The organism is Ideonella alba, assembly GCF_018069875.1.
In the GTDB taxonomy this organism is placed as follows: Bacteria; Pseudomonadota; Gammaproteobacteria; order Burkholderiales; family Burkholderiaceae_C; genus Ideonella; species Ideonella alba.
In genome coordinates this window covers 383,561-410,000 of record NZ_JAGQDF010000001.1, presented here as the reverse complement: position 1 = coordinate 410,000, position 26,440 = coordinate 383,561, and the positions used below count along the sequence as shown (strand labels likewise).

Genomic DNA, 26,440 nt, shown 5'->3' with positions numbered 1-26,440 from the left:
GGCTGGGCGTGCCAGTACCAGGCGGTGCCGGCGACACCCCCGTGCGGCGATCCGGTCGGTGCGGCGGGCCGGCTCAGACGGGCTCCAGGTCCGCCAGCAGCGGCAGGTGGTCGGACATCCGCGCCCAGGCGGTGCCGCGCGGCACCATCGTGTTCAGGCAGCGCAGCCCGCGCAGGTAGACCCGGTCGAGCGCGAACACCGGCACCCGCGACGGGAAGGTCAGCCGCTGGTCGATCGCCCCCGCCGGCGCCCGTGCACGCTGCAGGCCGCAGCGCTCACGCATCGGCACGTCCAGGCGCTCGCCCCAGTCATTGAAATCACCGGCCACCAGCAGCGGCTCGTTGGCAGGCACCTCGGCGGCCAGGTAGTCGGCCAGGCGGTGCACCTGGCGCACCCGGCTGGCATGGATCAGGCCGAAGTGGGCCACCACCACATGCACGCGCAGCTGCTGCCACAGCACCGGCACATGCAGCAGGCCGCGCTGCTCGAAGCGGTGGTCCGAGACATCATGGTGCCCCACCTCGCCCAACGGCCAGCGTGACAGCAGCGCGTTGCCATGCTCGCCATCGCGTGTCACCGCATTGGTGCGGTAGGCCGAGGCATAGCCCTCGGGCGCCAGGAACTCGGCCTGGCCCTCCTCGGGCCAGCCGAACCAGGTGTGGTCGAAGCGCTGGGCATCGCGGCGGTGGAACAGCCGCACCTCCTGCAGGCAGACGATGTCGGCGTCCAGCGCCTCGATGCCCAGACCCAGGTTGTGGATCTCCAGCCGCTTGCGCGGGCCCAGGCCGCGCACGCCCTTGTGGATGTTGTAGGTGGCCACCCGCAGCACGCCGCTGCCGTGCGTGCTGGTGTGGCCGAAGGCGGAGGCACGCATCAACGGCCACCCCCGATCCGGCTGGGCAGTTGCAGGATGGCCTCGGCGTTCGAGGGAGAGAAGCAGCGGTCAGCCGCCTCGCGCCAGGGCAGCCAGACATGGGCAGTGTGCTCGCGCGGCGCCAGGCGCACCGGCTGGATCGCCGGCAGGCACAGGCCGAAGACGTGCTCGGTGTTGTGCGTCACCCCCGCCGCGTAGCGGTGCCGCCAGCGCGGATAGATCTCGTAGACGTTGGACAGCTGCCAGTCGCTCAGCCACGGCGGCTCGGCCACCAGGCCGGTTTCCTCGTGCACTTCGCGGCGGCAGGTCTCGGTCAGCGCCTCGTCGAGGCAGTCCTTCGAGCCGGTCACGCTTTGCCAGTAGCCCGGCGCGTCGGCGCGCTCCAGCAGCAGCACCTGCAGATCGGGGGTGTGGATCACCACCAGCACCGATTCGGGGATCTTGGGCGGACGCGGGTCTGGGACGGCTGGGGTCATGCCGGAATGGTATCCAAGGGTGAATCCGGCCGGCTGCGGCACGGCCAAGACCCGCTAAGACGGCCGTCAGCCACTTCCGCGAGCATGCCGGCCGGGACCGCTCGGATGTGCTGGCTTGTGCGCTTGCACACGGTTGGACACCACACCGGTCCCGCACGGGACCCGGGATCCCTTAGAATAAATGTGCAACTCGCACATTACATCCGGCTGCCGTGAACACCACCACCCTCCGCTCCGCTGAACCTGCGCCCTGGCGCCACGGTCTGACCGTGGCCGCCGGTGTGCTGCTGGGCGTGGCCAGCGCCTGGCAGGTCGGGCGCTGGGCGGATCTGGACGCCGGCTCCGACGCCGGCTACTGGATCGGCGTGGCGGGCGGCCTGGCGATGCTGGCGCTGTTCCTGTACCCGATGCGCAAGCGGGTGCGCTGGATGCGCGGCTGGGGCAACACCCGGGCCTGGTTCATCGCCCACATGCTGCTGGGTCTGGCGGGTCCGTGGCTGGTGCTGGTGCACTGCAACTTCCGCATCGGCTCGATCAACGCGGCGGTGGCCTTGCTGTCGATGCTGGTGGTGGCGGGCAGCGGCATTGTCGGCCGCTACCTGTACGTGCAGGTTCACCACGGCCTGACCCAGCGCCGCACGGAACTGGCCGAGTTGCGGCAATCGGTGCAGAGCAGCCACCAGGCGCTGACGCACGCCACCAGCTTTCCGCCCGAAGCCGCCGCGCGCCTGCTGGCCTTTGAACACGCGGTCGAGGACGACCCGCGCCGCCACAGCGGCGCCTCGCCCTGGCCGATGCTGCGCCTGTGGTGGCGCTCGCGCGGCGTGCTGCGCGCCGCCCGCCGCGAGATCGACCGCCATTGCCGCCAGGTCGAGCGTGAGCAGGGCCGCACGCGGGCACTGCGCGAGCTGCGCCAGGAGTGGCGCGCGCTGGCGGCACGCCACCTGGCCGCGGTGCTGCGGGTGGCGCACTTCGCGTCCTGGGAACGGCTGTTCTCGCTGTGGCATGTGCTGCACCTGCCCTTTGTCTACCTGATGGTGATCTGCGCGCTGGTGCACGTGTTCGCCGTGCACGCCTACTGACACCGGATGCCGCGATGCCTGTCCCGCCCCTACCCGTGGCTGTGGCGCCTGTTCGCCGCTGTGGCCGCGCTGTGGCTGGCGCTGCTGACACCGGCGGCGGCGCAGTCGCTGGAGTCGGCGCTGTCGCCGGGGGTGCTGACCCAGTCGCACGCCAAGTGGCAGGACGACTGCGCCAGCTGCCACGTGCGCTTCGACCGCGCGGCGCAGGACCGCTTGTGCGCCGATTGCCACAAGCCGATCGGCCAGGACCTGCGCCAGAAGACCGGCTTCCACGGGCGCCAGAAGCCCCAGGCCTGCCGCAGCTGCCACACCGACCACAAGGGCCGCGAGGCGCGCATCGTGCAGCTTGACACCAAGGCCTTCGACCACCGCGAGACGGACTGGGTGCTGCGCCAGGCCCATGCCCAGGTCGAGTGCGCCAAGTGCCATCTGCCCGGCAAGCGCTGGGCCGAGGCACCGCAGGACTGCCAGGCGTGCCATCGCAAGGACGATGTTCACAAGGGCTCGCTGGGCACGAAGTGCGCCGACTGCCACACCGAGAATAACTGGAAAGAGGCCCGCTTCGACCACGCGACCACCAGCTTCGCGCTCAAGGGCAAGCACGCGGACGTGGCCTGCGCCGATTGCCACCCCAAGGCGAAGTACGCCGGCGTGCCCACCACCTGCGTGGGCTGCCACAAGGCCGACGACAAGCACAAGGGCCGCTACGGCGAGAAGTGCGAGAGCTGCCACGGCGAGAAGTCCTGGAAAACCATCAGCTTCAACCACGACAGCGAGACCCGCTACCCGCTGCGCGGCAAGCACCGTGCGGTGCGCTGCGACAGCTGCCACACCGGCGCGCTGTACCGCGAGAAGACCGCCACCGACTGCCTGTCCTGCCACCGCAAGGACGACAAGCACCAGGGCAGCCTGGGCACCGAGTGCGCCGCCTGCCACCAGGAGAACGACTGGAAGCAGACCGGCCGCTTCGACCACGACCGCGCCCGCTTCCCGCTGCTGGGCAAGCACGCCGATGCGAAGTGCGAGGCCTGCCACAAGCCAGGACCCAAGGGCACACCGGTCTACCGCGACGCGCCGCGCAGCTGCATCGGCTGCCACCGTCAGGACGACAAGCATGCCGGCAACGTCGGCGAGGCCTGTGCGGCCTGCCACGGCGAGCGCAGCTGGAAGATCCCGCGCTTCGACCACGATGTCGCCCGCTTCACGCTGCGCGGCGCCCACGCCGCCGCCAAGGTCCGCTGCGCCGATTGCCACCAGGACCTGAAGCACTACCGGGACACGCCGCGCGACTGCATCGGCTGCCACCGCAAGGACGACAAGCACGAGGGCCAGCTGGGAACGGTCTGCGAGAGCTGTCACAACGACCGCCGCTGGAAGGACGCGCCCTACGACCACAAGCTGGCCCGCTTCGCGCTGCTGGGTGCCCACGTGAAGGTCGAGTGCGGTGCCTGCCACAAGACGCTGCGCTACCGCGATGCACCGCGCGACTGCCTGGGCTGCCACCGCGCCGACGACCGCCACAAGGGTGCCCAGGGCCCGGCCTGCGAGAGCTGCCACAACGCGCGCCACTGGAAGCTGGCGCAGTTCGACCACACCCGTCAGACCCGCTACCCGCTGACCGGCAAGCACCAGCCGCTGACCTGCGAGGCCTGCCACCGCGCGCCGGCGCCGGCCGGGCGCAAGACCGCGCCGCTGGGCGACAGCTGCCAGTCCTGCCACCGCGGCGACGACGTCCATGACGGCGGCTTCGGCCTGCGTTGCGAGACCTGCCACCAGACCAGCGGCTGGCGCGAACTGCTGGCGCGCCGCCCCACATCCCCGTCACCCAGCCCTGCCTCGGGAGTGCCACGATGAGCCTGCTGCACCGATTGCTCTGCCTGCTGCTGCTGTGGGCCGGGCTGCTTGCCGCGTCGCCGGTGGCGGCCCAGACCGGCCGCAAGGACTTTGATCACCTGAGCACCGGCTTCGCGCTGCAGGGCGCCCATGCGAACGTGCGCTGCGAGTCCTGTCACCTCAATGGGCAGCTCAAGGGCACGCCGCGCGACTGCGCGACCTGCCACACCAGCGGCAGCAACTGGTCGCGCAACAACGTGGTCAAGTCGACGCAGCACGTGCAGACCACCCAGCGCTGCGACAGCTGCCACAGTACCCGCAGCTTCGACAACGCCCGCTTCGACCATGCAGGCACCGCGGCCGGCACCTGCGCCAGCTGCCACAACGGCGTCACCGCCACCGGCAAGAACGCGGGCCACCTGGCCACCAACGCCAGCTGCGACAGCTGCCACATCACCGCCACCTGGGCGGGCGCACGGCCCGACCACAGCGGCTACACCTCGGCCACCGACTGCGCCAGCTGCCACAACGGTCGCCAGGCGAGCGGCAAATCGACCAACCACATCCCCAGCGGCAGCGCCAACTGCCTGAGCTGCCACGGCACCGGCAGCTGGAAGCCCTCGCGCTGGAACCACACCCAGCAGCCGGTCGCGGCCCAGTGCGCCAGCTGCCACAACGGCAGCTATCCGCCGGCGGACGGCAGGTCGTCCAATCACCTGCCCTACCAGCAGGTCAGCGTCTCGGCCAGCGCCAACTGCGACGCCTGCCACAAGAGCGGCTATGCCAGCTGGAGCGGCGCGCGCTTCCATGCCAGCTTCAGCCCCACGGGCCAGTGCGCCACCTGCCACAACGGCAGCTACGCGTCGGCCCCCGGCAAGCCCGGCAACCACATCGCCACCACCGCGCCCTGCGAGGCCTGCCACAGCAGCGGCAACTGGTCGGTGTCCAAGGTCGACCACTCGGGCTTTGGCGCCACCACCAACTGCGCCAGCTGCCACAACGGCAGCACCGCCAGTGACAAGGGCGCCAGTCACATCCCGGTGGGCAGCACCAACTGCTTCAGCTGCCACAGCACCGGCACCTGGAAGCCCAGCAAGTGGAACCACACCCAGACCGTGGTCACCGCGCAGTGCGCCAGCTGCCACACCGGCCGCTACCCGCCGGCCGACGGCAAGCCGACCACACCCAGACCGTGGTCACCGCGCAGTGCGCCAGCTGCCACACCGGCCGCTACCCGCCGGCCGACGGCAAGCCGGGCAACCACGTGCCCTACCAGCAGGTCAGCGTGTCGGCCAGCGCCAACTGCGACGCCTGCCACAAGGCCGGCTACGGCAGCTGGGACCCGGGCCGCTTCCACGCCTACTACAACGTCAGCAGCCAGTGCAGCGCCTGCCACACCGGCAGCTACCTGGGCGCGGTGGGCAAGCCCGCCACCCCCGTGCACAACGGCGTGAGCAACTGCGAAGGCTGCCACAGCACCAGCAGCTGGGCCAGCAACGGCAAGCCCGACCACAGCGGCTTCGGCGCCTCCACCACCTGCGCCAACTGCCACAACGGCAGCCAGGCCAGCGACAAGGGCCCCAGCCACATCCCGGTGGGCGCCACCAACTGCTTCAGCTGCCACAGTGTCAGCAGCTGGCGCCCCAGCAAGTGGAACCACACCCAGACCGTGGTCACCGCGCAATGCGCCAGCTGCCACACCGGCCGCTACCCGCCGGCCGACGGCAAGCCGGGCAACCACGTGCCCTACCAGCAGGTCAGCGTGTCGGCCAGCGCCAACTGCGACGCCTGCCACAAGGCCGGCTACGGCAGCTGGGACCCGGGTCGCTTCCACGCCTACTACAACGTCACCAGCCAGTGCAGCACCTGCCACACCGGCGGCTACCTGGGCGCCGTGGGCAAGCCGGCCACGCCGATCCACAACGGCGTGACCAAGTGCGAGGACTGCCACAAGACCGGCAGTTGGGACAGCAATGGCAAGCCGGACCACTCGACCTACGGCAGCACCACCAACTGCGCCAACTGCCACAACGGCAGCCAGGCGATCGGCAAGGGCGCCCAGCACATCCCGGTGGGCCTGACCAACTGCTGGGCCTGCCACACGGTCACCGCCTTCAAGCCCAGCAAGTGGAACCACACCCAGGTGGTGGTCACCGCCCAGTGCGCCACCTGCCACACCGGCGGCTACCCGCCGGCCGAGGGCAAGCCGGGCACGCACGTGCCCTATCAGCTGATCCCGCCCTCGGCCAGCGCCAACTGCGATGCCTGCCACAAGGCCGGCTACAACAGCTGGAACCCCGGCCGCTTCCACCTGTACTTCAACGTCAGCAGCCTGTGCAGCACCTGCCACACCGGCAGCTACCTGGGTGCGGTGGGCAAGCCGGCCACCCCGGTGCACAACGGCGTGACCAAGTGCGAGGACTGCCACAGCACCGGCAGCTGGGCCACCACTGGCAAGCCCGACCACAGCGGCTTCGGCGCCACCACCAACTGCGGCGGCTGCCACAACGGCAGCCAGGCCATCGGCAAGGGCGCCAACCACATCCCGGTGGGCAACACCAACTGCTGGGCCTGCCACACCGTCACGGCCTTCAAGCCCAGCAAGTGGAACCACACCCAGACCGTGGTCACCGCGCAGTGCGCCAGCTGCCACACCGGCCGCTACCCGCCGGCCGACGGCAAGCCGACCAACCACGTGCCCTACCAGCAGATCGCGGTGATGGCCTCGGCCAACTGCGACGCCTGCCACAAGGGTGGCTACGCCAGCTGGAATCCGGGCCGCATCCACGCCTACTACAGCCTCAGCACGCAGTGCGGGACCTGCCACACCGGCAGCTACCTGGGCGCGGTGGGCAAGCCCGCCACCCCGGTGCACAACGGCGTGAGCGTCTGCGAGGACTGCCACCGCTCCACGTCCAGCTGGAACAACGTGCAGTACCGCCACTCGGCCACCGACCAGATCGGCTCGGGCACCTGCGACAACTGCCACAACGGCACCGTCGCGCGCGGCAAGCCGGCCACCCACATCCCGGTGACCGTGCCCACGGCCAAGTGCGACGCCTGCCACCGCTCGCAGGTGAGCTTCGGCACCTCGGTGACGATGAACCACTCGGCCGTGGCCAGCCAGACCTGCAAGGGCTGCCACATCAGCAGCTACGTGAGCCAGGGCCTGCAGGCCAAGCCGACCAACCACATCCCCGAGACCCAGCTGCTCAACGGCGCGGCCATGGACTGCAAGGCCTGCCACAACAGCACCGCCAGCTGGGGAACGATGCGCATGAACCACAACGGCAGCCTGGGTGGCGGCGCGGGCTGGTGCAAGGCCTGCCACGCCAGCGGGACCAGCTACCTGGGGAACATGGAGCGCAAGTCGCTGACCCACGAGGCCAAGGGCAAGACCCCGCTCGACTGCTCCGAATCCGGCTGCCACAAGCCCCTGGGCGGCAAGGGCAGCACGTATACCGAATGGGACTGAGGAGGCCCGACACATGACCCACCACCACCCCACCCGCCGACTGCACCGACCGCTGGCCCTGGCCGCCCTGACCGCGCTGGGCGCCCTGGGCGCACCCGCCGTGCAGGCCCAGGTCATCGACGAGCTGGCCTTGCGCCGCGAGGGCAAGGACGCGGTGATGACGATCCGCATGACGGTGCAGGTGCAGTTCCGCCGCAGCGTGGCCTCGGGCGGCGATGACCTGGTGCAGATCTACTACGACGTGGTGACCGCCCGCGAGCAGCCCAACTTCATCGACGGCGAGCGGCGTCAGCTGCAGGCCGGTGCGCTGCCGCGCGTCGTCGTCACCGAGGACGGCACGGCGCGCGAGCTGACCAACCGCAAGCTCGTCGTGCGCATCGACAAGGGCGTGCGCCTGCGCGCGCGCGCCGGCCGCGACAACCGCTCGATCGATGTGGTGCTCGAAGGCCAGGGCGAGGCGCTCAGCAGCGCCTCCTCGGCCCTGATCGAGCCGGCGCCGGTCATCGGCACGCCCAGCGACGCCGAGGTCACCGCCCGGGCCGGCCAGCTGATCGGACTGGCCCGCGAATCGCTGACGCGGGGCGAGCCGGATCTGGCGATCGAGCAGCTCAACGAAGCCCTGAACCTGCCACCCAACGCCCGCACCCCCGAGGCCCAGGAGGCGATCGCCGCGGCGCGTCTGGCCAAGGGCGACCGTGCCGGCGCGCAGCGCGAGGCCGAGCTGTACCTGCAGCTCTACCCCTCGGGCAACGGCGTGCCCCGGATGCGCGGCCTGCTGGCCGAACTGGGCGGCGGCAGCGCTCCGGCACCCACCCTGGCGCAGGCCGAGCCGGCCGACGCCGCGCGCCGCGCCGCCACCAGCCAGCTCAGCGGCTCGTGGTCGCAGTACTTCTACGGTGGTGCCTCGCAGACCCAGACCCAGCTCAAGGACACGCCGCTCGAGGGCCAGCTGCCCAAGATCATTTCCGACACCACGCTGTCGGGCACCGACCAGAAGCAGGTCTCGTCGTCGATCGACCTGAACTGGCGCCAGCGCGACGCCGAGCGCGACCTGCGCGCCGCCTTCCGCGACAACCACACCTACGAAATGATGCCCGGCCGGCCGTCGCGCAACCGCCTGACCGCGGCCTATGTCGACTGGAAGGAGGCCGGCCCCGGCCTGCAGGCCCGGGTGGGTCGGCAAAGCGGTCTGGGCGGTGGCGTGCTGGGCCGCTTCGACGGCATCCAGGGCAGCTGGACCTTCAAGCCGAAGTGGAAGATCGGCGCCGTCGCCGGCCAGCCCACCGACGACCTGCTCGACACGCGGCGCTACTTCGGCGGCCTCTCGCTGGACGCCGAGGCGCTGACCGAGAACCTCGGCGCCAGCCTCTACGTGATGCAGCAGCAGATCGACGGCGAGGTCGATCGCCGCGCCATGGGCCTGGACATGCGCTGGTTCGAAGGGGCCACCTCGGTCTTCAGCCAGTATGAATACGACCTGACGCTGCGTGGCACCAACGTGGCCTCGCTGCAGGGCACGGCCACGCTGTCGGGCGGCACCACCCTCAACATCCTGGCCGACTACCGCGCCGTGCCGCTGCTGATGCTGGGCAACGCGCTGTTCTTCGCCGACCCCAGCCGCGCGCTGCCGCGGCGCCTGTCCGACCTGCTGGCCTACCGCAGCCTGAGCGAGCTGCGCCACTCGGTGGCGGCCACGACCGCCTACTCCAAGCAGGGCCTGGTGGGCGTGACCCACCCGGTCACGCCGCAGTGGCAGGTGGGCGCCGACATCCGCCTGACCAGCGTTGGCGCGATCGCGCCGGTGCCCTCGATCAACTACCCCGGCAGCCCGGCCTCGGGCAACATCCTGTCGGGCAGCCTGCAGCTGATCGGCACCAACCTCTACTCCGAGCGCGACACCCACGTGGCCAGCCTGACGCTGTTCAAGCAGCCCGGTCACAACGGCTGGCAGCTGAGCTACAACAACATGTCGGTGCCCATGGCGCGGCTGCAGCTGGAGCCGTCGCTGCGCATCTACGGTGACAATGGCACCGGCGGCGTGAAGACCCTGCGCTGGAGCCCGGGCCTGCGGCTGGCCTGGCGCGGCGGCGAGAAATGGGTCATCGAGGGCGAGGTCAGCGCCGAATCCAGCAAGACCACCAGCCCGACACTGAACGACAACTCGACACGCGTGTTCTATTACCTGGGTTACCGGCTTGACCTCTGACGATGCAGACCTGCTGACCGCCACCGACCTCGGCTGCCGCCGGGGCGGCCGGCGTGTCTTCAGTGGCGTGGGCCTGCGGCTGCGCGCGGGCCAGGCCCTGTGGCTCCGGGGTGCCAACGGCAGCGGCAAGACCAGCCTGCTGCGCCTGCTGGCCGGTCTGGCGCCGGCGGCCTCGGGTCGCATCGACCGCCAGGCGCCCGTGGCCTACCTGGGCCACAGCAATGCGCTGAAGGACGAACTGAACGTGGGCGAGGCCCTGCGCTTCCTGTGCAGCCTGCACGGCCCGGTGCCCGAGGACGCCCGGCTGCGCGCCGTGCTCGAGCGGGTGGGCCTGGGCCGGCGCCTGGCGTTCCCGGTGCGCAAGCTCTCGCAGGGCCAGCGGCGCAAGCTGGCGCTGGCGCGTCTGTGGCTGGGCGAGGCCCGGATCTGGCTGCTCGACGAACCCTACGACGCCCTCGACCGCGAGGCCTGCGCCCTGCTCGACCAGGTGCTGCAGGACCACCGCCAGGCTGGCGGCGCCGTGGTGCTGACCAGCCACCAGGCGGTGCATCTGCCGGGTCTGGAGACGCTGGACCTGTCCGCCGCTGTCTCATGATCGACCTGCTGCGCCGTGACCTGCTGCTGGCCGCCCGATCGCCCGGGCAGTGGCTGCTGCCGCTGGCCTTCTTCATCGCCGCGCTGGCGCTGTTCCCGCTGGGCGTGGGGGCCGATGCAGCGCTGCTCTCGCGCATCGCGCCGGGCGTGGTGTGGGTGTGCGCGCTGCTGGCGATGATGCTGTCGGTGGGCACGCTGTTCACCGGCGACTGGCAGGACGGCACGCTGGAGCAGATGCTGATCGGCCGCCACTGGCTGCCCGGCCTGGTCGCCGTGCGCGTGCTGGCGCACTGGCTGCAGGGCGGCGCGCCACTGGTGCTGCTGGCGCCGCTGGCCGGGCTGCTGTTCAACCTGGACGCCGCCACCTCGGGCATGCTGGCGCTGGCGCTGCTGCTGGGCACGCCGGTGCTGAGCCTGCTGGGCGCCCTGGGCGGCGCGCTGACGCTGGGCCTGCGCAACGGCGCCACGCTGGTCTTCCTGCTGGTGCTGCCGCTGGCGGTGCCGGCGCTGATCTTCGGCAGTGGCGCGGTGGTGGCGGCGCAGCATGGCGAGTCGGCGCAGGCGCCTTTGTCGCTGCTGGGCGCGCTGCTGATCCTGACCACCCTGGTGGCGCCGCCGGCCACCGCCGCTGCACTGCGCATCGCTGTTGAATGACGCCATGAACGCTCCCCTGCGCTGGACCACCTTCGCCGCCCCGTCGCGCTTCGATGCGCTGGCCGCCGCCGCCACGCCCTGGTGCTGGGCGGTGGCCGCCCTCACCGGCCTGGCGGGTCTGTGGATGGGCTTCTTCGTCGCCCCCACCGACTTCCAGCAGGGCGAGGCCTACCGCATCATCTTCATCCACGTGCCCGCCGCCTGGATGAGCATGCTGCTGTACCTGGCGATCGCCTTCTGGAGCGCGCTGGGCTGGGGCCTGAACGCCCGCATGGGCAGCACGCTGGCGCGCGCCATCGCGCCCACCGGGGCGATGTTCACCGCGGTGGCCCTGGTCACCGGTGCGCTGTGGGGCCAGCCCACCTGGGGCACCTGGTGGGTGTGGGATGCGCGGCTGACCTCGGAGCTGATCCTGCTGCTGCTCTACCTGGGCTACATCGCGCTGGTCGAGGCGATCGACGACCCGCGCCGCTCGGCCCAGGCCGGCGCGCTGCTGTCGCTGGTAGGGGCTCTTAATGTGCCCATCATCTATTTTTCGGTACGCTGGTGGAACACGCTGCACCAGGGCGCCTCTGTCAGCATGACGGCGGCCCCGAAGATGGCGCAGACGATGTTGCAGGCCATGGGCCTGATGACGATCGCCTTCTGGGCCTTCGCCTTCGCCGTGATCTTCAGCCGCGCCCGTGCGCTGGTGCTGGAGCTTGAATCCGAATCCGACTGGGTGGCCCAGCGCTACCGACACACCGAGGAATCCTGAGAATGCAGTGGGACTCACTGGACGCCTTCCTGGCCATGGGCGGTCATGGCCGCTTTGTCTGGGGCGCCTATGCCTTCACCGTGCTGGTGATGGCGGTGGATGCGATCACCTCGCGGCGGCGCCTGGCCCGTGCCCGCGCTGCCGCACGCGAAGGGGCTGAGGCATGACGCCGCGCCAGAAGCGATTCACCATCATCGGCGTGGTGCTGCTGGCGCTGGCGGGCATCGCGGCGCTGGTGCTGAATGCCTTCCGCAGCAACATGGTGTTCTTCTACACGCCCAGCCAGATCGCCGCGGGCGAGGCGCCGAAGGAGCGCACCTTCCGCCTGGGCGGCCTGGTCAAGGCCGGCAGCGTCAGCCGCGAGGGCATCACCGCCCAGTTCGTCGTCACCGACACGGTGCGCGAGGTGCCGGTGCGCTTCGACGGCACGCTGCCCGACCTCTTCAAGGAGGGCAAGGGCGTGGTCGCGCAGGGCACGCTGGGCCCGGACGGCGGCTTCATGGCCAAGGAAGTGCTGGCCAAGCACGACGAGAACTACATGCCGCCCGAGGCGGCTGAAGCCCTGAAGAAGGCCGGCCAGGCGCCGGCCCCCAGCGAGACGCTGGTGGTGCCCCAAGGAGGCCCGAAGTGATCCCTGAACTCGGCCACCTGGCCCTGATCCTGGCGCTGGGCGTGGCCCTGCTGCAAGGCGTGATGCCGCTGATGGGCGCGCAGCGCGGCCGCGCTGACTGGATGGCCCTGGGCCGTCCGCTGGCGGCCTGGCAGGCCCTGTTGGTGTTCATCGCGCTGGGCTGTCTGGCGGCGTCGTTCGTGCGGCACGACTTCTCGGTGCTGTACGTGGCCACCAATTCGAACTCGGCCCTGCCGCTGGCCTACCGGCTGGCCGGCGTCTGGGGCGGCCACGAGGGCTCGCTGCTGCTGTGGGTGGGCATGCTGTCGGTGTGGTCGCTCGCGGTGGCGGCGTTCTCACGCTCGCTGCCCGAGGCCGTGATGGCGCGCGTGCTGGCGCTGATGGGCTGGATCGGCGTGGGCTTCCTGGCCTTCACGCTGTTCACCTCCAACCCCTTTGATCGCCTGATTCCCGCCGCCCCGGACGGCCGCGACCTGAACCCGCTGCTGCAGGACCCGGGCATGGTCTTCCACCCGCCGATGCTCTACATGGGCTACGTGGGCTTCTCGGTGGCCTATGCCTTCGCGATCGCGGCGCTGATCGGCGGCCACCTGGACGCCACCTGGGCGCGCTGGTCGCGCCCCTGGACGGTGGCGGCCTGGATCTTCCTGACCCTGGGCATCGCGCTGGGCAGCGCCTGGGCCTACTATGAGCTGGGCTGGGGCGGCTGGTGGTTCTGGGACCCGGTGGAGAACGCCTCCTTCATGCCCTGGCTGCTGGGCACGGCGCTGATCCACTCGCTGGCGGTGACCGAGAAGCGCGGCAGCTTCAAGGCCTGGACGGTGCTGCTGGCCATCGTCGCGTTCTCGCTGTCGCTGCTGGGCACCTTCCTGGTCCGCTCGGGCGTGCTGTCCAGCGTGCATGCCTTCGCCACCGACCCGCGCCGCGGCCTGTTCATCCTGGGCTTCCTGGTGATCGTGGTGGGCGCGTCGCTGCTGCTCTACGCCTGGCGCGCCAGCCACGTGGGCCTGGGCCAGCGCTTTGCCGCGGTGTCCAAGGAGGCCGCGCTGCTGGCCAACAACATGCTGTTCGCGGCCGCCTGCGGCGCGGTGCTGCTGGGCACGCTCTACCCGCTGTTCCTGGATGCGATGGGCCTGGGCAAGATCTCGGTGGGCCCGCCCTACTTCGACCAGGTCTTCACCGGCCTGATGGCGCCGATGATCTTCCTGCTGGGCGTGGGCCCGCTGGCGCGCTGGAAGGGCGACGAGATCCCGTCACTGGCGCGCCGCGTGCGCTGGGCGGCCGTGGTCACGGTGCTGGCCGCCGCCGCCACGGCGGTGCTGGCGGGGCGCGCCTCCTTCGGCTCGGTGCTGGGCTACCTGATGGCCTACTGGGTCGCTGCCGGCGTGCTGACCGACCTGGCTGAGCGCCTGCTGCCGGCCGCCCGCGCCGGCCGGGCGATGCAGGCGCTGCGGCAGATCGGCCGCGCACAGGGCGGCATGCTGCTGGCCCACCTGGGCGTGGCGGCCTTCATCCTGGGCGTGACGGTGGTGCGCACCCACGAGACCGAGCGCGACGTGCGCATGATGCCCGGCGACAGCACCCAGGTCGGTGGCTACCAGTTCACGCTGAAGTCGCTGGACGAGGTGCCCGGCCCCAACTACCGCGCGATGCAGGGCACGGTCGAGGTCACCCGCAACGGCGCCGTGGTGGCCACGCTGACGCCGCAAAAACGCATCTACCGCGTGCAGAGCAATCCGATGACCGAGGCCGCGATCGACACCAACCTGGCGCGCGACCTGTATGTCTCGATGGGCGAGGCCCTGCCCGACGGCGCCTGGACACTGCGCGTGCAGCACAAGCCGATGATCACCTGGATCTGGCTGGGCTGCGTGCTGATGTCGCTGGGCGGCGCGCTGGCCGTCAGCGACCGCCGCTACCGCAGCGCGCGCCGCGCCACCAGCACGGCCAGCGCGGCCAGCGCAGCGCAGGGAGCCCCGGCATGAAGAAGCTGCTTATTCCGCTGGCGCTGTTCCTGGTGCTGGCCGGTTTCCTGTTCGTCGGCCTGTCGCGCGACCCGCGCGAGGTGCCGTCGCCGCTGGTCGGCAAGTCGGCCCCGCCGTTCGCGGCGCCCACGCTGGCCGACGCGCAGCAGCGCATCAGCCGCGAAGACCTGCTGGGTCGTGCCTGGGTGCTCAATGTCTGGGCCAGCTGGTGCGGCGCCTGCCGCGACGAGCACCCGGTGCTGGTCGAGTGGTCGCGCCGACCGGGCCAGACGGTCAAGCTGATCGGCCTGAACTACAAGGACCAGCGCGCCGACGGCCTGCAGTGGCTGCGCCAGCTGGGCAACCCCTACACCACCTCGATCTTCGACCCCGACGGCCGCATCGGCCTGGACTATGGCGTCTACGGCGTTCCCGAGACCTTCGTCATCGACGCCCAGGGCGTGGTGCGCATGAAGCACATCGGCCCGGTCACGCCCGAGGTCCTGCGCGACAAGATCGAACCGCTGCTGAAGCAACTCAATGGCTAGACGACTGCTCATCGCCAGCGCGCTGCTGGCCGCCACCCTGAACGCCTGGGCGGGTGAAGCCCGCTCGGTGGCTGACGACCCGGCGCTGGAGGCGCGGATGATGGCGATCGCCACCGAGCTGCGCTGCCTGGTCTGCCAGAACCAGACCGTGGCCGACTCGCATGCCGGCCTGGCCGTGGACCTGCGCCAGCAGATCCGCGAGCAGCTGGCCGCCGGCAAGACCGACGAGCAGGTGCGCAGCTTCATGACCGACCGCTATGGCGACTTCGTGCTCTACAAGCCGCCGCTGAACGCCCGCACCGCGCTGCTGTGGGGCGGGCCGGCGCTGCTGAGCCTGGGCGCCCTGCTGGGCCTGGGCTGGCTGCTGCGCCGCCGCGCCCGCCTGCCCGACGAGGCCTTCGACCCCGAGACGCCCGACGAGGGCCAGAGTGAATTGCCCCGATCATGACCACTGATGCCATCGCCGCGCTGAAAGACCAGCTGCGGCAAATCGACGCCCTGGCCACCAGCGGCGCCCTGTCCCCCGAGGCGGCCGCCACCGCCCGGGCCGAGCTTGAACGCCGCCTGGTGGACGCCGTGATGGCCAGCCCGGCCGCGGCGACCCCGGCCCCCGCGGCCACTGCGGCAGCGCCAGCCGCCCCCACCCCCGCTGCACCGCGGGTCAGCCGCCGCACCGCGCTGGCGATGGCCGGTTTCGTGCTGCTGTTCGGCGCCGCGATGTACGCCTGGCGCGGCAACCTGCCGGGCTGGTCGGTTCAGCCGGGCAGCCCGGCGGCGGCCCCGGCCGAGACCGGCGCCGCGCCGGGCCAGGCGCCGCACGCCATGGGCACGCAGCAGATCGAGGACATGCTCGCGTCGCTGACCGAACGCCTGAAGGCCAAGCCGGACGATGCCGAAGGCTGGCTGATGCTGGGTCGCTCGTATTCGGTGCTGGGCCGCTTCAGCGAAGCCGTGCCGGCCTACCGCAAGGTGCTGGCCCTGCAGCCCGCCAATGGCCAGGCGCTGGCCGACCTGGCTGACGCGCTGGCCATGGTCAATGGCCGCAGCTTCCAGGGCGAGCCGACCCAGCTGATCGCCGCCGCCCTGAAGGCCGAGCCCGACAACCTGAAGGCGCTGGCCCTGGCCGGCTCGCTGGCCTTCGACAACGGCGACCTCAAGACCGCGGTGCGCCACTGGGAACGCGCGGTCAAGGTGGGCCCGCCGGACTCCGACCTGGTCAAGCAGCTGCAGAGCGCGCTGGCCGAGGCCCGTCAGGCCGCCGGACTGCCAGCGGCCGAGGCGTCGCCGGCGCCGGCCACGCCGGTGGCCGCGGCCGGCGCCTCGGTCAGCGGCCGGGTCGAGCTGTCGGCGGCCCTGGCCGCCAAGGCCGCGCCGGACGACACCGTGTTCATCTTCGCCCGCCCGGCCGAAGGCTCGCGCATGCCGCTGGCCATCCTGAAGAAGCGCGCGCGCGACCTGCCGGCCGACTTCACGCTGGACGACTCGATGGCCATGAGCCCCGCCGCGCGGCTGTCGGGCGCGCCTGCGGTGGTGGTGGGAGCGCGCGTGTCCAAGTCGGGCCAGGCGATGCCGCAGCCGGGTGATCTGGAAGGCCTGAGCGCCAGCGTGGCGCCCGGCGCCAGCGGGCTGCGCATCGTCATCGAGCGCGAGGTGCGCTGAGCCCCGCGGAGTCGCCATGGGTCTGAGCCTGATCGCACCGTATGCGGTGGTGCTGCTGCTGGCCGTGGGTCTGCATCTGGGCTGGCGTCGGCGCCGGCAACGCCTGGACGCGCAGGCGCATGCGCAGAGCGTGGCGGCCGGCCTGAACGAGCCGGCCACGCTGCACCCGGTGGTGGACCCGGCGCGCTGCATCGGCTCGGGCACCTGCGTGCGCGACTGTCCCGAGGGGGCGCTGGGCATCGTCGGCGGCAAGGCGGTGCTGATCAACGCCTCGGCCTGCATCGGCCACGGCGCCTGCCACGCGGCCTGTCCCTTCGACGCGATCAGCCTGGTCTTCGGCACCGCGCGGCGCGGCGTCGACATCCCGCTGCTGCAACCCGACTTCCAGACCAATGTGCCGGGCATCTACATCGCCGGCGAGCTGGGCGGCATGGGCCTGATCCGCAAGGCCGCCGAGCAGGGCCGCCAGGCGATGGAGGCCATCGCCGGCGGACGACCGCGGGCCGTGGACGCTGACGAACTGGATGTGCTGATCGTGGGCGCAGGGCCGGCCGGCCTGAGCGCCGGCCTGGCCGCGCTCGAGCGCGGCCACCGCTTCGCGATCCTGGAGCAGGAAAACTCGCTGGGCGGCTCGATCTTCCACTACCCGCGCCAGAAGGTGGCGATGACCGCGCCGGTGAAGCTGTCGCTGGTGGGGCTGGTGAAGATGAACGAGATCAGCAAGGAGGACCTGCTGGCCTTCTGGCACGGCGTGACGCTGCAGCATCAGTTGCCGCTGCAATACGGCGAACGCATGACCGGTGTGCGTGCGCTCGATGATGGCGGCTTCGAGGTGCAGACCGGCCGGCGCATCTGGCGCGCCCGCAGCGTGCTGCTGGCCATCGGCCGGCGCGGCACGCCGCGCACGCTCGACGTGCCGGGCGAGGACCTGCCCAAGGTGGCCTACCGGCTGGTTGATCCGGTGCAGTACGCCGGCCAGGCGGTGCTGGTGGTGGGCGGCGGCGACAGTGCGCTGGAGGCGGCGATCGCCTTGGCCGGCGAAGCGGGCACGCAGGTGACGCTGAGCTACCGCGGCGAGGCCTTCTCACGCGTCAAGGCCAAGAACCGCGACACGCTGGCCGCGTTGCAGCAGGCGGGCCGTGTGGACGTGCAGTTGGGCTCGCAGGTCGAGCGCATCACGCCCGGCGAGGTGCTGCTGCGCCGCGCCGACGGCATGACCCGTACCTTGGACAACCAGGCGGTGATCATCTGCGCCGGGGGCGTGCTGCCAACCCCGCTGCTGCAGGAGATCGGCATCCGCTTCGAGACCAAGCACGGCAGCGCCTGAGGGCGCTGCCGCCAGCGCAGCCTCAGGCGCCGCGGATGCGCGCCACCAGGGCCTGGGTGAAGGCCGCGGTGCTGGCCTTGCCGCCCAGGTCGCCGGTGCGAACCTTGTCGATGTTCAGCGTGGCGTCGATGGCCTGGCGCAGGCGCCGCGCCTTGTCCAGGTGACCCACGTGCTCCAGCATCATCGCCGCGGCCAGCATCAGCGCCACCGGGTTGGCGATGCCCTTGCCGGCAATGTCCGGCGCACTGCCGTGCACCGCCTCGAAGATGGCCGCATCGGCGCCGATGTTGGCGCCCGGCGCCATGCCCAGGCCCCCCACCAGGCCCGCCACCAGGTCGGAGAGGATGTCGCCGAACAGGTTGGTGGTGACGATCACGTCGAACTGCCAGGGGTTGAGCACCAGCTTCATCGCGCAGGCGTCGACGATCACCGTGTCGAAGGCGATGCGGCCCTTGTACTTCTCCTCGTACAGCTGCTCGCCGGTCTCCTTGAAGATGCCGGTCAGCGCCTTCATGATGTTGGCCTTGTGCACCAGCGTGATCTTCTTGCGCCCGGTGGCGATCGCGTGTTCGAACGCGTACTCCAGGATGCGGCGGCAACCGGCGCGCGTGTTGATGCCGGTGGCCATGGCCACCGCGTGCGGGTCGCCGTCGATCTGCACGTAGTGCTCGTGGCCGATGTACAGGCCCTCGAGGTTCTCGCGCACCACGACCAGGTCGATCTTGTCGAACCGGCCACCGGGGATGACGGTCAGCGCCGGGCGCAGGTTGGCGAAGAGCTTGAACTCCTCGCGCAGGCGCACGTTGGACGAGCGGTAGCCGCCACCCACCGGCGTCTCCAGCGGGCCCTTCAGGGCCAGCCGGGTGCGGCGGATGCTGTCCAGCGTGGCCGGCGGCAGCGGGTCGTTGCAGGCCTGCACCCCCCCCAGGCCGGCGGTCTGCGCGTCCCAGTCGAAGGGCGCGCCCAGCGCGTCCAGCGCCGCCAGGGTGGCGTCCATGATCTCGGGGCCGATGCCGTCACCGGCGATCAGCGTGGCGGGGATGCGGGCGGTGGGATCGGACATCGCAGGGGGCCTCTCAGTGCAGGGAATGCGCCGAGGATAACCCCCCGCGTTGTCACCTGGCTGTCAGGCCGGCACGCTGGGCAGGCCGGACAGCGCCATGGCCAGTTCGGCCTCGTCGTAGTCCTGGTCGACCAGCTTGCCGCTGAAGTAGTCGGAGTAGGCCGCCATGTCGAAGTGGCCGTGGCCGCACAGGTTGAACAGGATCACCTCGGACTTGCCCTCGCGCTTGCAGCGCAGCGCCTCCTCGATGGCGCCCTTGACCGCGTGGTTGGCCTCGGGCGCCGGCACGATGCCCTCGGCACGGGCGAAGGTCACGCCAGCCTCGAAGCAGGCCTTCTGGTGGTAGGCCACCGCCTCGATCAGGCCCAGCTCCTTGCAGTGCGAGACCATCGGCGCCATGCCGTGGTAGCGCAACCCGCCCGCGTGGAAGCCCGGCGGCGTAAAGGTGCTGCCCAGCGTGTGCATCTTGGTCAGCGGCGTCAGGTGAGCGGTGTCGCCGAAGTCGTAGGCGTACTTGCCGCGCGTCAGGCTGGGGCAGGCGGCGGGCTCGACCGCGACGATGCGGCGCCGGCGACCGCCGCGCAGCTGCAGGCCGATGAAGGGGAAGGCGATGCCGGCGAAGTTGCTGCCGCCGCCGGTGCAGCCCACCACCACGTCGGGGTCGTCGCCGGCCATGGCCAGCTGGGCGATCGCCTCCTGGCCGATGATGGTCTGGTGCAGCAGCACGTGGTTGAGCACCGAGCCCAGCGCGTACTTGGTGTCGTCACGCTGCGCGGCCAGCTCCACCGCCTCGGAGATGGCGATGCCCAGGCTGCCCGGGTGGTCGGGGCGCTGGGCCAGGATGGCGCGACCCGACTGCGTGAGCTCGGACGGCGAGGCCACGCAGGTGGCGCCGTAGGTCTCCATCACCGCACGGCGGTAGGGCTTCTGGTTGTACGACACGCGCACCTGGAAGACCTGCACCTCGATGCCGAACAGCGCGCCGGCGAAGGACAGCGAGGTGCCCCACTGGCCGGCCCCGGTTTCGGTGGTCAGCTTGCGGATGCCGGCCTGCTGGTTGTACCAGGCCTGCGGAATCGCGGTGTTGGGCTTGTGCGAGCCGGCCGGGCTGACGCCCTCGTACTTGTAGTAGATCTTCGCCGGCGTGCCCAGCGCCTCTTCCAGTCGGCGCGCGCGGTGCAGCGGGCTGGGCCGCCACTGGCGGAAGACCTGGCGCACCGGCTCGGGGATCTCGATGTAGCGCTCGGTGGACACCTCCTGGCCGATCAGCGCCATCGGGAACAGTGGCGCCAGGTCATCCGGGCCCACCGGCTGCAGCGTGCCGGGGTGCAGCACCGCGGGCAGCGGTACCGGCAGATCGGCCGCCAGGTTGTACCAGTCCTTGGGCATCTGCTCTTCGCTCAGCAGGTACTTGATGGTGTCACTCACAGCTGCATGCTCCTCGTTCGTTGTGCAGGGATTGGGTGCTCCGGTTGGGTCCGGTCGTCATTAAGGGCAGAATGCGCGCCGTGCTGCGGCGCAGCACGCGCTGCCTGCCCGAACATCCTGCCCTGACCCGAGGGAACTGACGATGAGTGTTCACCCTGCCGAATCCAGCGCCCCTGCGGCGCGTCAAGCGATGAGCCTGCCGCGGCTGCGCGACATGGCCGCGCGTGGCGAGAAGATCACGATGCTGACCTGCTACGACGCCACCTTCGCGCGCGTGCTGGAAGACGCCGGCGTCGAGGTGCTGCTGGTCGGCGATTCACTGGGCAACGTGATCCAGGGCGACACCAGCACCGTGCCGGTGGCCCTGGTCGACATGGAGTACCACACCCGCTGCGTGGCGCGCGGCAAGCGCAGCGCCTGGCTGGTGGCCGACCTGCCCTTTGGCGCCTATGAACGCTCGCCCGAGCAGGCCTTCGATTCGGCGGTGAAGCTGATGCGCGCCGGCGCGCAGATGGTCAAGCTCGAGGGCGGCGGCGTGCTGGTCGACACCGTGCGCTTCCTCACCGAGCGCGGCATCCCGGTCTGCGCCCACCTGGGCCTGACGCCGCAGCGCGTGCATGCGCTGGGCGGCTTCCGGGTGCAGGGCCGCGACGACGCCGGCGCCGCCGTGCTGCGCGCCGACGCCAAGGCCATGGCCGAGGCTGGCGCCGCGATGCTGGTGCTGGAGCTGGTGCCCTCCAGCGTGGGCCGCCAGATCACCGAGGACAACCCGGGCCTGCTGACGATCGGCATCGGCGCCGGCGCCAGCACCAGCGGCCAGGTGCTGGTGCTGCACGACCTGCTGGGCATCACGCCTGGCAAGCGGCCGCGCTTCGTGCGCGACTTCACCCATGTGCCCGGCAGCGAGGTGGGCCTGGGCATCCGCGACGCGGTACGCACCTACGTCGACGACGTCAAGGCGCTGCGCTTCCCCGACGAATCGATCCACGGCTTCTGATCCCCATGCGCGTCATCCACACCCTGGCCGAACTGCGTGAGACCCTGGCGGGGCAGCGGCGCACCGCCTTCGTGCCCACGATGGGCAACCTGCACGCGGGTCACCTGTCGCTGGTGCGCGAGGCCCGGCGTCATGGCGGCCCGGTGGTGGCCAGCATCTTCGTCAACCGGCTGCAGTTCCTGCCGCACGAGGACTTCGACCAGTACCCCCGCACGCTGGAGCGCGACTGCGAACTGCTCGCGCCCGAAGGCTGCGACATCGTCTTCGCGCCCTCCGAGCGCGAGCTCTACCCCGAGCCCCAGGCCTACAAGGTGGCGCCGCCGCCGGCGCTGGCCGACATCCTGGAAGGCGAGTTCCGCCCTGGCTTCTTCACCGGCGTGTGCACGGTGGTGATGAAGCTCTTCCAGTGCGTGCAGCCGGCGCTGGCGGTGTTCGGCCAGAAGGACTACCAGCAGCTGATGGTGATCCGCGGCATGGTGCGCCAGTTCGCGATGCCGATCGAGATCATCGGCGCACCCACGGTGCGCGCCGACGACGGCCTGGCGCTGTCGTCGCGCAATGGCTACCTGGGCACGACCGAACGCCATGAGGCGGTGGAGCTGTCGCATGTGCTGCAGCAGTTGGCCGCCGGAGCCCATGACCCCAGGCGCGCGCTGGCGGCGCTCGAAGCCGACGCCGCCGCCGCCCTGCGCGGCCGCGGCTGGGCGCCCGACTACCTCACGCTGCGCCGCCGCGCCGACCTGCTGCCGCCCACCGACGAGGAGCGCCTGAACCGCATCCCGATGGTGGCGCTGGGCGCGGCGCGCCTGGGCAGCACCCGGCTGATCGACAACCTGGAGTGCTGAGCGCCGCCCTGGCAGGCAGGCGCTCCCGCGCAGCACGGTGTGGCGGTGCGCGAGGCGCCGCCTCGTCCCGCGCCGGGTGATCGAACACCGGCGCTGGCTGGGCTCAACGCGAGCGATTCGCGCTACCAGCCTCAGTGCGGGTCTTTTCTCGCGGGGCGATGTCGGCCGCGCTCGGGCCACCCCACAATCGGTCAGTCCCCACCCTCTTCAGGAGCCCGCAATGAAAGGCGACGCCAAGGTCATCGAGTACCTCAATGCCCAGCTGAAGTGTGAACTCACCGCGATCAACCAGTACTTCCTGCACGCCCGGATGCTGAAGAACTGGGGGCTGAGCAAGCGAGCCAAGCACGAGTACGAAGAGTCGATCGAGGAGATGAAGCACGCCGACAAGCTGGTCGAGCGCGTGCTGATGCTGGAGGGCCTGCCCAACCTGCAGGACCTGGGCAAGCTCTACATCGGCGAGAACGCCATCGAGGTGCTGCACTGCGACCTGCGGCTGGAACAGGCCTCGCACCCGCTGCTGAAGGAGGCGATCGCCCACTGCGAATCGGTGCGCGACTATGTCTCACGCGACATCCTGCTGGAGATCCTCGACGACACCGAGGAGCACATCGACGACCTCGAAACCCAGATCGGCCTGGTCGCCCAGGTGGGCGAGCCCAACTGGCTGCAGTCCCAGATGGGCGAGTCGTCCTGACGCGGGATCGGGCGGCGCCGGGGTGATCACCCCTGGTTGGGCTAATGCTATTGCGACTGATTCGCATTTTGTATATGCTTCAGTCCTGTCCACCACCTGCCTGCCCGAGCCCGCCATGATCGTCTGCCTGTGCCACCGCGTCAGCGACCGCGACATCCGCCACGCGGTGCAGGTGCAGGGCGTGCGCGACTTTGAACAGCTCAAGGACCTGACGCGCGCCGCCTCCTGCTGCGGCTGCTGCCACGACTGCGCACGTGAAGTGTTCGAGGAGGCCGTGGCCGGGCCGATGCAGGGGCTTCGCCAGGCCGCGATGCCGTCGGCTGCTGCCTGACGACTGCGACGACAGCCCTCAGCGCGGCGGCTCAGGGGCAGCGTCGCAGGCCGCCGGCGGCTTGGGCAGGGTGGCCACCTCCGCGCGACGCCAGCCGCCCTCAGAATCGGGCAGCAGTTCGCTGATCTGAAGCGTGCACCGGTCGTTGTTCTCGATGGTGTAGTTCGCTTCGTAGCGGCCGCCGGCCCGGGCATGGAAATGCGTCTCGACCTTGCATTTGTCCAGCAGCCCGGCCACGGGCAGCAGTGAGCTGCTGGCCGTGGCCAGCACAACCAGCGTGCGATCCGCCTCGACCGTCGCCTCGTAGATCTGCGCCGGCGGCACCGCCGGCTTCAGCGGCATGTCCAGGGTCGGGTGGCCGCCGAACAAGTTGGCGACACCCAGGAGTGCGAAGCGATAGACCTTGGTGGGCCGGCACTCCGGGGCGTGGCCGATGATCATGTTGGTGTTGAACGCCCGGGCCGCGGTCAGGCGTATCTGGGCGGTCGGCGCGCCCGCAGGCGGCTCATAGGCATGCACGGCGGCGCTGCCCAGCACGCTCGACCAGAACAAGGCCAACAGGGGAAGCGACGGTCGACGGAACAGGTTCATGGGATGTCGAAGCAGTGCAAGCGCTCAGGCTACCATGTGACGACTCCGGCGCAGGCCGAGATCAGGGAGACAGAGCATGCATCTGCCATGGGGCCGCTGGGCCGCGACCGTCTTGACGCTGTGGGCCCCACAAGCGGGCGCACAGACCGCTCCGATCGAGCGCGTCACTGTCTACCCCGGCCTGGCCGAGGTCGAGCGCGTGGCGCGTGTGGCGCCCGGCAGCCGTGAGCTGGTGCTGGACTGCCTGAGCGCGCAGTTCGACATGGGCTCGCTGCGGCTGGAGCCCGATGCCGCGCTGCGCACCGGCGCAGTCACCGCGCTGAACCGGCCGCGCGAGCAGGCGCCCGAATGCCAGGCCACGCCGCTGGATGCCCGCGTGCGAGCGCTGGAAGACAAGCTCGCCGCGCTGGATGCCGAACACGAGGGCCACGCGCTGGCCCTGGGCTACCTGCGCGCGCTGGCGCCTGCCGATGCCGCCAGCGCCCCGCGCGTGCCGGCGCCCGCGGGCAACCTCGCCGCCCAGCTGGCCGCGATGCAGAAGGCAGGCCAGACTGCACTGAACGAGCAGCACCGGATCGAGCGCGAGCGCGAAGCACTGCGCCGTGAGCTCTCGCCGCTGAAGGCCGAACGCGACCGCCTGCTGCAGCAGGGCGGCGAGGTGCGCCAGCTGCGCATCGCCGTGGCGGCCAGCGCCGAGGCCACGCTGCGCCTGCGCTACCAGGTGGCCGGACCGACCTGGGCACCGGCTTACCGCGCCCAGCTCGACACCACCGCGGGCCAGCTCGAGATCGAGCGCCTGGCTCAGGTGCTGCAGCGCAGCGGTGAGGACTGGCGCGGCGTGGCACTGACGCTGTCCACCGGCTCGCCGCGCGGCGCGACCGCCGGCCCGCAGCCGCGCCCCTGGACGCTGGCGCTGCGCGAGCCCTTGCCGCCCCGGAACGGTCCGCAGGGGGCCAGCCTGAAGGCGGCCCCGATGGCCATGGACGCTGCACCGGCAGCGCCCCCGCCGGACGGTCTCGACTTCGCGGTGCAGATGCAGGAAGGCGAGTTCGCCACGGCATTCAATCTGCCGGGCAAGGTAGACATCGGCAGCGGCGCCGAACGGGTAGCGCTGAGCCTGGGCCGCCAGCGCTTCACCGCCACGCTGCTGGTGCAGGCCGTGCCGGCTCAGGACGCCAGCGCCTGGCTGCTGGCCGAGCTGCCCCGACCGGCCGGCGCCTGGCCCGACGGCCCGTTGCAGCTGCTGCGCGACGGCCAGGCGGTAGGCAGCAGCACGCTGCGCCTGGGTCAGCGGGCCACGCTGTCGCTGCCCTTTGGCCGCGATGACAAGCTGCGCGTGCAGGTGCTGCAGCCGCCCAACCAGCAGGCCAGCAGCGGCTTCATCGGCCAGCGCAGCGAGCGCCGCGTGACGCGCCGCTACGAACTGGAGAACCGCCACGCCACGCCGATCGAGCTGCGCGTGCTGGAGTCCAGCCCCGTCAGCACCGACGAGCGGGTGCAGGTGGACAAGCGCTTCGATCCCGCACCCGCCACCCAGGCCTGGCTGGACGAGGCCGGCGTCGTCGCCTGGCAGCGCCGCCTGGCCGCCGGCGAGCGCTGGACCCTGCAGGCCGACTACCAGATCAGCTGGCCCAAGGAGCAGGCGCTGGCCGAGCGCCGCTGATCAGCCGCCCAGGCGGGCGCTGAGCGCCTGCGCCGCGTCCTTCACCGCGCCCACGAAGCCGGGCTGGTGGCGGGTGGTGGGCAGCGTCAGCGTGAGCGCGCCCAGCAGCCGCCCGCCGGCGCCGAACACCGGCGCCGAGACGCCGGTCAGGTCGGGCACGCGGTCGCCCGACATCACCACCACGCCGTCGCGGCGGATCGCGTCATAGACCCGGCCGCGCGCGCCCGCGAAGGCCATCAGGACCCGGCCGCCGGCACCGCGGTCCAGCGGCAGCAGGTCGCCGGCGCGGATGTGGTCGCGCAGCAGTTGCGGCGAGTCCTCGCGGTACAGGCACAGCCGGTGTTCGCCGCGGCGCACATGGAAGGCCGCGCTCTCGCGCGTGGCCGCCACCAGCGCGCGCAGCGCCGGTGGCACGGCAGCGGCCAGCGCGTCCTCGGGCTGGGCCTGGGCACCCAGGCGCATCAGCGTGGGACCGGGGGCGTAGGCCTCCCCCTCGCGCACCAGGAAGCCGGCGTGCAGCAGCGAGGCCAGCAGGCGCAGCACCGTGCTTTTGTACAGGCCGCTGCGACGCGACAGCTCGGCCAGGCCCAGCCGGGGCGAGCCGTCCTCGAAGGTGCGCAGCAGGCCCAGTGCGCGGTCGACCGCGGCCACGCCGCCGGGGGCGGGATCCAGGTCGGTGATGGAGGGCTGGGCAGCGGAGCGGGGCATGCGCGATAATTGTTAGAACGTTGTTCTATTAGACAGA

The 26,440-nt window shown here is 71.2% G+C and carries 26 protein-coding genes; 20 read left to right on the top strand and 6 right to left on the bottom strand.

Annotation, left to right across the window (positions count from 1 at the left end):
• Window positions 1–73: 73 nt before the first annotated feature.
• Together KAK07_RS01960 and nudB are read right to left on the bottom strand one after the other, a co-directional pair.
• Window positions 74–874, bottom strand: a complete 801-nt coding sequence (locus tag KAK07_RS01960; RefSeq protein ID WP_210852102.1) for an endonuclease/exonuclease/phosphatase family protein — start codon at window positions 872–874, stop codon at window positions 74–76.
• Window positions 874–1,350: a dihydroneopterin triphosphate diphosphatase gene (gene nudB / locus KAK07_RS01955; RefSeq protein ID WP_210858708.1), complete on the bottom strand. Its 477-nt coding sequence runs from the start codon at window positions 1,348–1,350 to the stop codon at window positions 874–876. Before nudB ends, KAK07_RS01960 begins: the two co-directional genes overlap by 1 nt.
• 212 nt (window positions 1,351–1,562) lie before the next feature.
• Here nudB and KAK07_RS01950 point away from each other — a divergent pair, with 212 nt between their 5' ends.
• Genes KAK07_RS01950 through KAK07_RS01880 form a run of 15 tightly spaced genes read left to right on the top strand, consistent with a single transcriptional unit; the run spans window position 1,563 to window position 18,080 of the window.
• Complete coding sequence (locus KAK07_RS01950) at window positions 1,563–2,432, top strand: hypothetical protein (protein ID WP_210858706.1); 870 nt, start codon at window positions 1,563–1,565, stop codon at window positions 2,430–2,432.
• A gap of 6 nt (window positions 2,433–2,438) precedes the next feature.
• Window positions 2,439–4,286, top strand: coding sequence for a cytochrome c3 family protein (locus KAK07_RS01945; RefSeq protein WP_210858704.1), 1,848 nt, complete (start codon window positions 2,439–2,441; stop codon window positions 4,284–4,286).
• Window positions 4,283–5,719, top strand: coding sequence for a cytochrome c3 family protein (locus KAK07_RS01940; RefSeq protein ID WP_210858702.1), 1,437 nt, complete (start codon window positions 4,283–4,285; stop codon window positions 5,717–5,719). Before KAK07_RS01945 ends, KAK07_RS01940 begins: the two co-directional genes overlap by 4 nt.
• Window positions 5,683–7,740, top strand: coding sequence for a cytochrome c3 family protein (locus KAK07_RS01935; RefSeq protein ID WP_310740688.1), 2,058 nt, complete (start codon window positions 5,683–5,685; stop codon window positions 7,738–7,740). Before KAK07_RS01940 ends, KAK07_RS01935 begins: the two co-directional genes overlap by 37 nt.
• Before the next feature lie 13 nt (window positions 7,741–7,753).
• Complete coding sequence (locus KAK07_RS01930) at window positions 7,754–9,946, top strand: tetratricopeptide repeat protein (protein WP_210858700.1); 2,193 nt, start codon at window positions 7,754–7,756, stop codon at window positions 9,944–9,946.
• On the top strand, window positions 9,936–10,541 hold the full coding sequence (gene ccmA, locus KAK07_RS01925) for a heme ABC exporter ATP-binding protein CcmA (protein WP_210858698.1): 606 nt from the start codon (window positions 9,936–9,938) through the stop codon (window positions 10,539–10,541). Before KAK07_RS01930 ends, ccmA begins: the two co-directional genes overlap by 11 nt.
• On the top strand, window positions 10,538–11,194 hold the full coding sequence (ccmB, locus tag KAK07_RS01920; RefSeq protein ID WP_210852096.1) for a heme exporter protein CcmB: 657 nt from the start codon (window positions 10,538–10,540) through the stop codon (window positions 11,192–11,194). The genes ccmA and ccmB overlap by 4 nt, the downstream gene beginning before the upstream one ends.
• Before the next feature lie 4 nt (window positions 11,195–11,198).
• Window positions 11,199–11,951 (top strand): heme ABC transporter permease CcmC, encoded by a 753-nt coding sequence (gene ccmC, locus KAK07_RS01915; RefSeq protein WP_210858696.1) that lies wholly within the window; start codon window positions 11,199–11,201, stop codon window positions 11,949–11,951.
• A 2-nt stretch (window positions 11,952–11,953) separates the two neighbouring features.
• On the top strand, window positions 11,954–12,118 hold the full coding sequence (ccmD, locus tag KAK07_RS01910) for a heme exporter protein CcmD (RefSeq protein WP_210852094.1): 165 nt from the start codon (window positions 11,954–11,956) through the stop codon (window positions 12,116–12,118).
• Window positions 12,115–12,582 carry a cytochrome c maturation protein CcmE gene (gene ccmE, locus KAK07_RS01905; protein WP_210852093.1) on the top strand — a complete coding sequence of 156 codons (468 nt, stop codon included), beginning with the start codon at window positions 12,115–12,117 and terminating at the stop codon, window positions 12,580–12,582. The genes ccmD and ccmE overlap by 4 nt, the downstream gene beginning before the upstream one ends.
• Window positions 12,579–14,567 (top strand): heme lyase CcmF/NrfE family subunit, encoded by a 1,989-nt coding sequence (locus KAK07_RS01900; RefSeq protein WP_210858687.1) that lies wholly within the window; start codon window positions 12,579–12,581, stop codon window positions 14,565–14,567. Before ccmE ends, KAK07_RS01900 begins: the two co-directional genes overlap by 4 nt.
• Window positions 14,564–15,094 (top strand): DsbE family thiol:disulfide interchange protein, encoded by a 531-nt coding sequence (locus tag KAK07_RS01895; RefSeq protein ID WP_210852091.1) that lies wholly within the window; start codon window positions 14,564–14,566, stop codon window positions 15,092–15,094. Before KAK07_RS01900 ends, KAK07_RS01895 begins: the two co-directional genes overlap by 4 nt.
• On the top strand, window positions 15,087–15,542 hold the full coding sequence (locus KAK07_RS01890) for a cytochrome c-type biogenesis protein (RefSeq protein WP_210852090.1): 456 nt from the start codon (window positions 15,087–15,089) through the stop codon (window positions 15,540–15,542). Before KAK07_RS01895 ends, KAK07_RS01890 begins: the two co-directional genes overlap by 8 nt.
• Window positions 15,539–16,753 carry a c-type cytochrome biogenesis protein CcmI/CycH gene (locus tag KAK07_RS01885; protein ID WP_210858685.1) on the top strand — a complete coding sequence of 405 codons (1,215 nt, stop codon included), beginning with the start codon at window positions 15,539–15,541 and terminating at the stop codon, window positions 16,751–16,753. Before KAK07_RS01890 ends, KAK07_RS01885 begins: the two co-directional genes overlap by 4 nt.
• A 16-nt stretch (window positions 16,754–16,769) precedes the next feature.
• Window positions 16,770–18,080, top strand: a complete 1,311-nt coding sequence (locus KAK07_RS01880; protein ID WP_247660930.1) for an NAD(P)-binding domain-containing protein — start codon at window positions 16,770–16,772, stop codon at window positions 18,078–18,080.
• A 22-nt stretch (window positions 18,081–18,102) separates the two neighbouring features.
• On the opposite strand, the gene KAK07_RS01875 is transcribed toward KAK07_RS01880, so the two are convergent.
• Complete coding sequence (locus tag KAK07_RS01875) at window positions 18,103–19,143, bottom strand: isocitrate/isopropylmalate dehydrogenase family protein (protein WP_210858677.1); 1,041 nt, start codon at window positions 19,141–19,143, stop codon at window positions 18,103–18,105.
• A gap of 63 nt (window positions 19,144–19,206) precedes the next feature.
• Window positions 19,207–20,571: a TrpB-like pyridoxal phosphate-dependent enzyme gene (locus KAK07_RS01870; protein ID WP_210852088.1), complete on the bottom strand. Its 1,365-nt coding sequence runs from the start codon at window positions 20,569–20,571 to the stop codon at window positions 19,207–19,209.
• A gap of 100 nt (window positions 20,572–20,671) precedes the next feature.
• Between KAK07_RS01870 and panB the strand changes: the two genes are divergently transcribed.
• From panB to KAK07_RS01850, 4 genes are all read left to right on the top strand, one after another.
• On the top strand, window positions 20,672–21,568 hold the full coding sequence (gene panB / locus KAK07_RS01865; RefSeq protein WP_375140968.1) for a 3-methyl-2-oxobutanoate hydroxymethyltransferase: 897 nt from the start codon (window positions 20,672–20,674) through the stop codon (window positions 21,566–21,568).
• A 5-nt stretch (window positions 21,569–21,573) separates the two neighbouring features.
• Entirely contained in the window at window positions 21,574–22,413 is an 840-nt protein-coding gene (gene panC / locus KAK07_RS01860) for a pantoate--beta-alanine ligase (protein WP_210852086.1), read from the top strand.
• Between the two features lie 220 nt (window positions 22,414–22,633).
• Window positions 22,634–23,110, top strand: a complete 477-nt coding sequence (gene bfr, locus KAK07_RS01855; RefSeq protein ID WP_210852085.1) for a bacterioferritin — start codon at window positions 22,634–22,636, stop codon at window positions 23,108–23,110.
• A gap of 115 nt (window positions 23,111–23,225) precedes the next feature.
• Window positions 23,226–23,441, top strand: a complete 216-nt coding sequence (locus KAK07_RS01850) for a (2Fe-2S)-binding protein (RefSeq protein ID WP_210852084.1) — start codon at window positions 23,226–23,228, stop codon at window positions 23,439–23,441.
• 18 nt (window positions 23,442–23,459) lie between these two features.
• Here the strand turns inward: KAK07_RS01850 and KAK07_RS01845 are convergent, their stop codons facing one another.
• Window positions 23,460–24,032: a hypothetical protein gene (locus KAK07_RS01845; RefSeq protein ID WP_210852083.1), complete on the bottom strand. Its 573-nt coding sequence runs from the start codon at window positions 24,030–24,032 to the stop codon at window positions 23,460–23,462.
• Window positions 24,033–24,108: 76 nt separating this feature from the next.
• On the opposite strand from KAK07_RS01845, the gene KAK07_RS01840 reads away from it, so the two are divergent.
• Window positions 24,109–25,695 (top strand): DUF4139 domain-containing protein, encoded by a 1,587-nt coding sequence (locus KAK07_RS01840; RefSeq protein WP_210858674.1) that lies wholly within the window; start codon window positions 24,109–24,111, stop codon window positions 25,693–25,695.
• Here the strand turns inward: KAK07_RS01840 and KAK07_RS01835 are convergent, their stop codons facing one another.
• Window positions 25,696–26,403, bottom strand: coding sequence for an IclR family transcriptional regulator (locus KAK07_RS01835; RefSeq protein ID WP_210858672.1), 708 nt, complete (start codon window positions 26,401–26,403; stop codon window positions 25,696–25,698). It lies immediately after the preceding gene.
• Window positions 26,404–26,440: the final 37 nt, after the last annotated feature.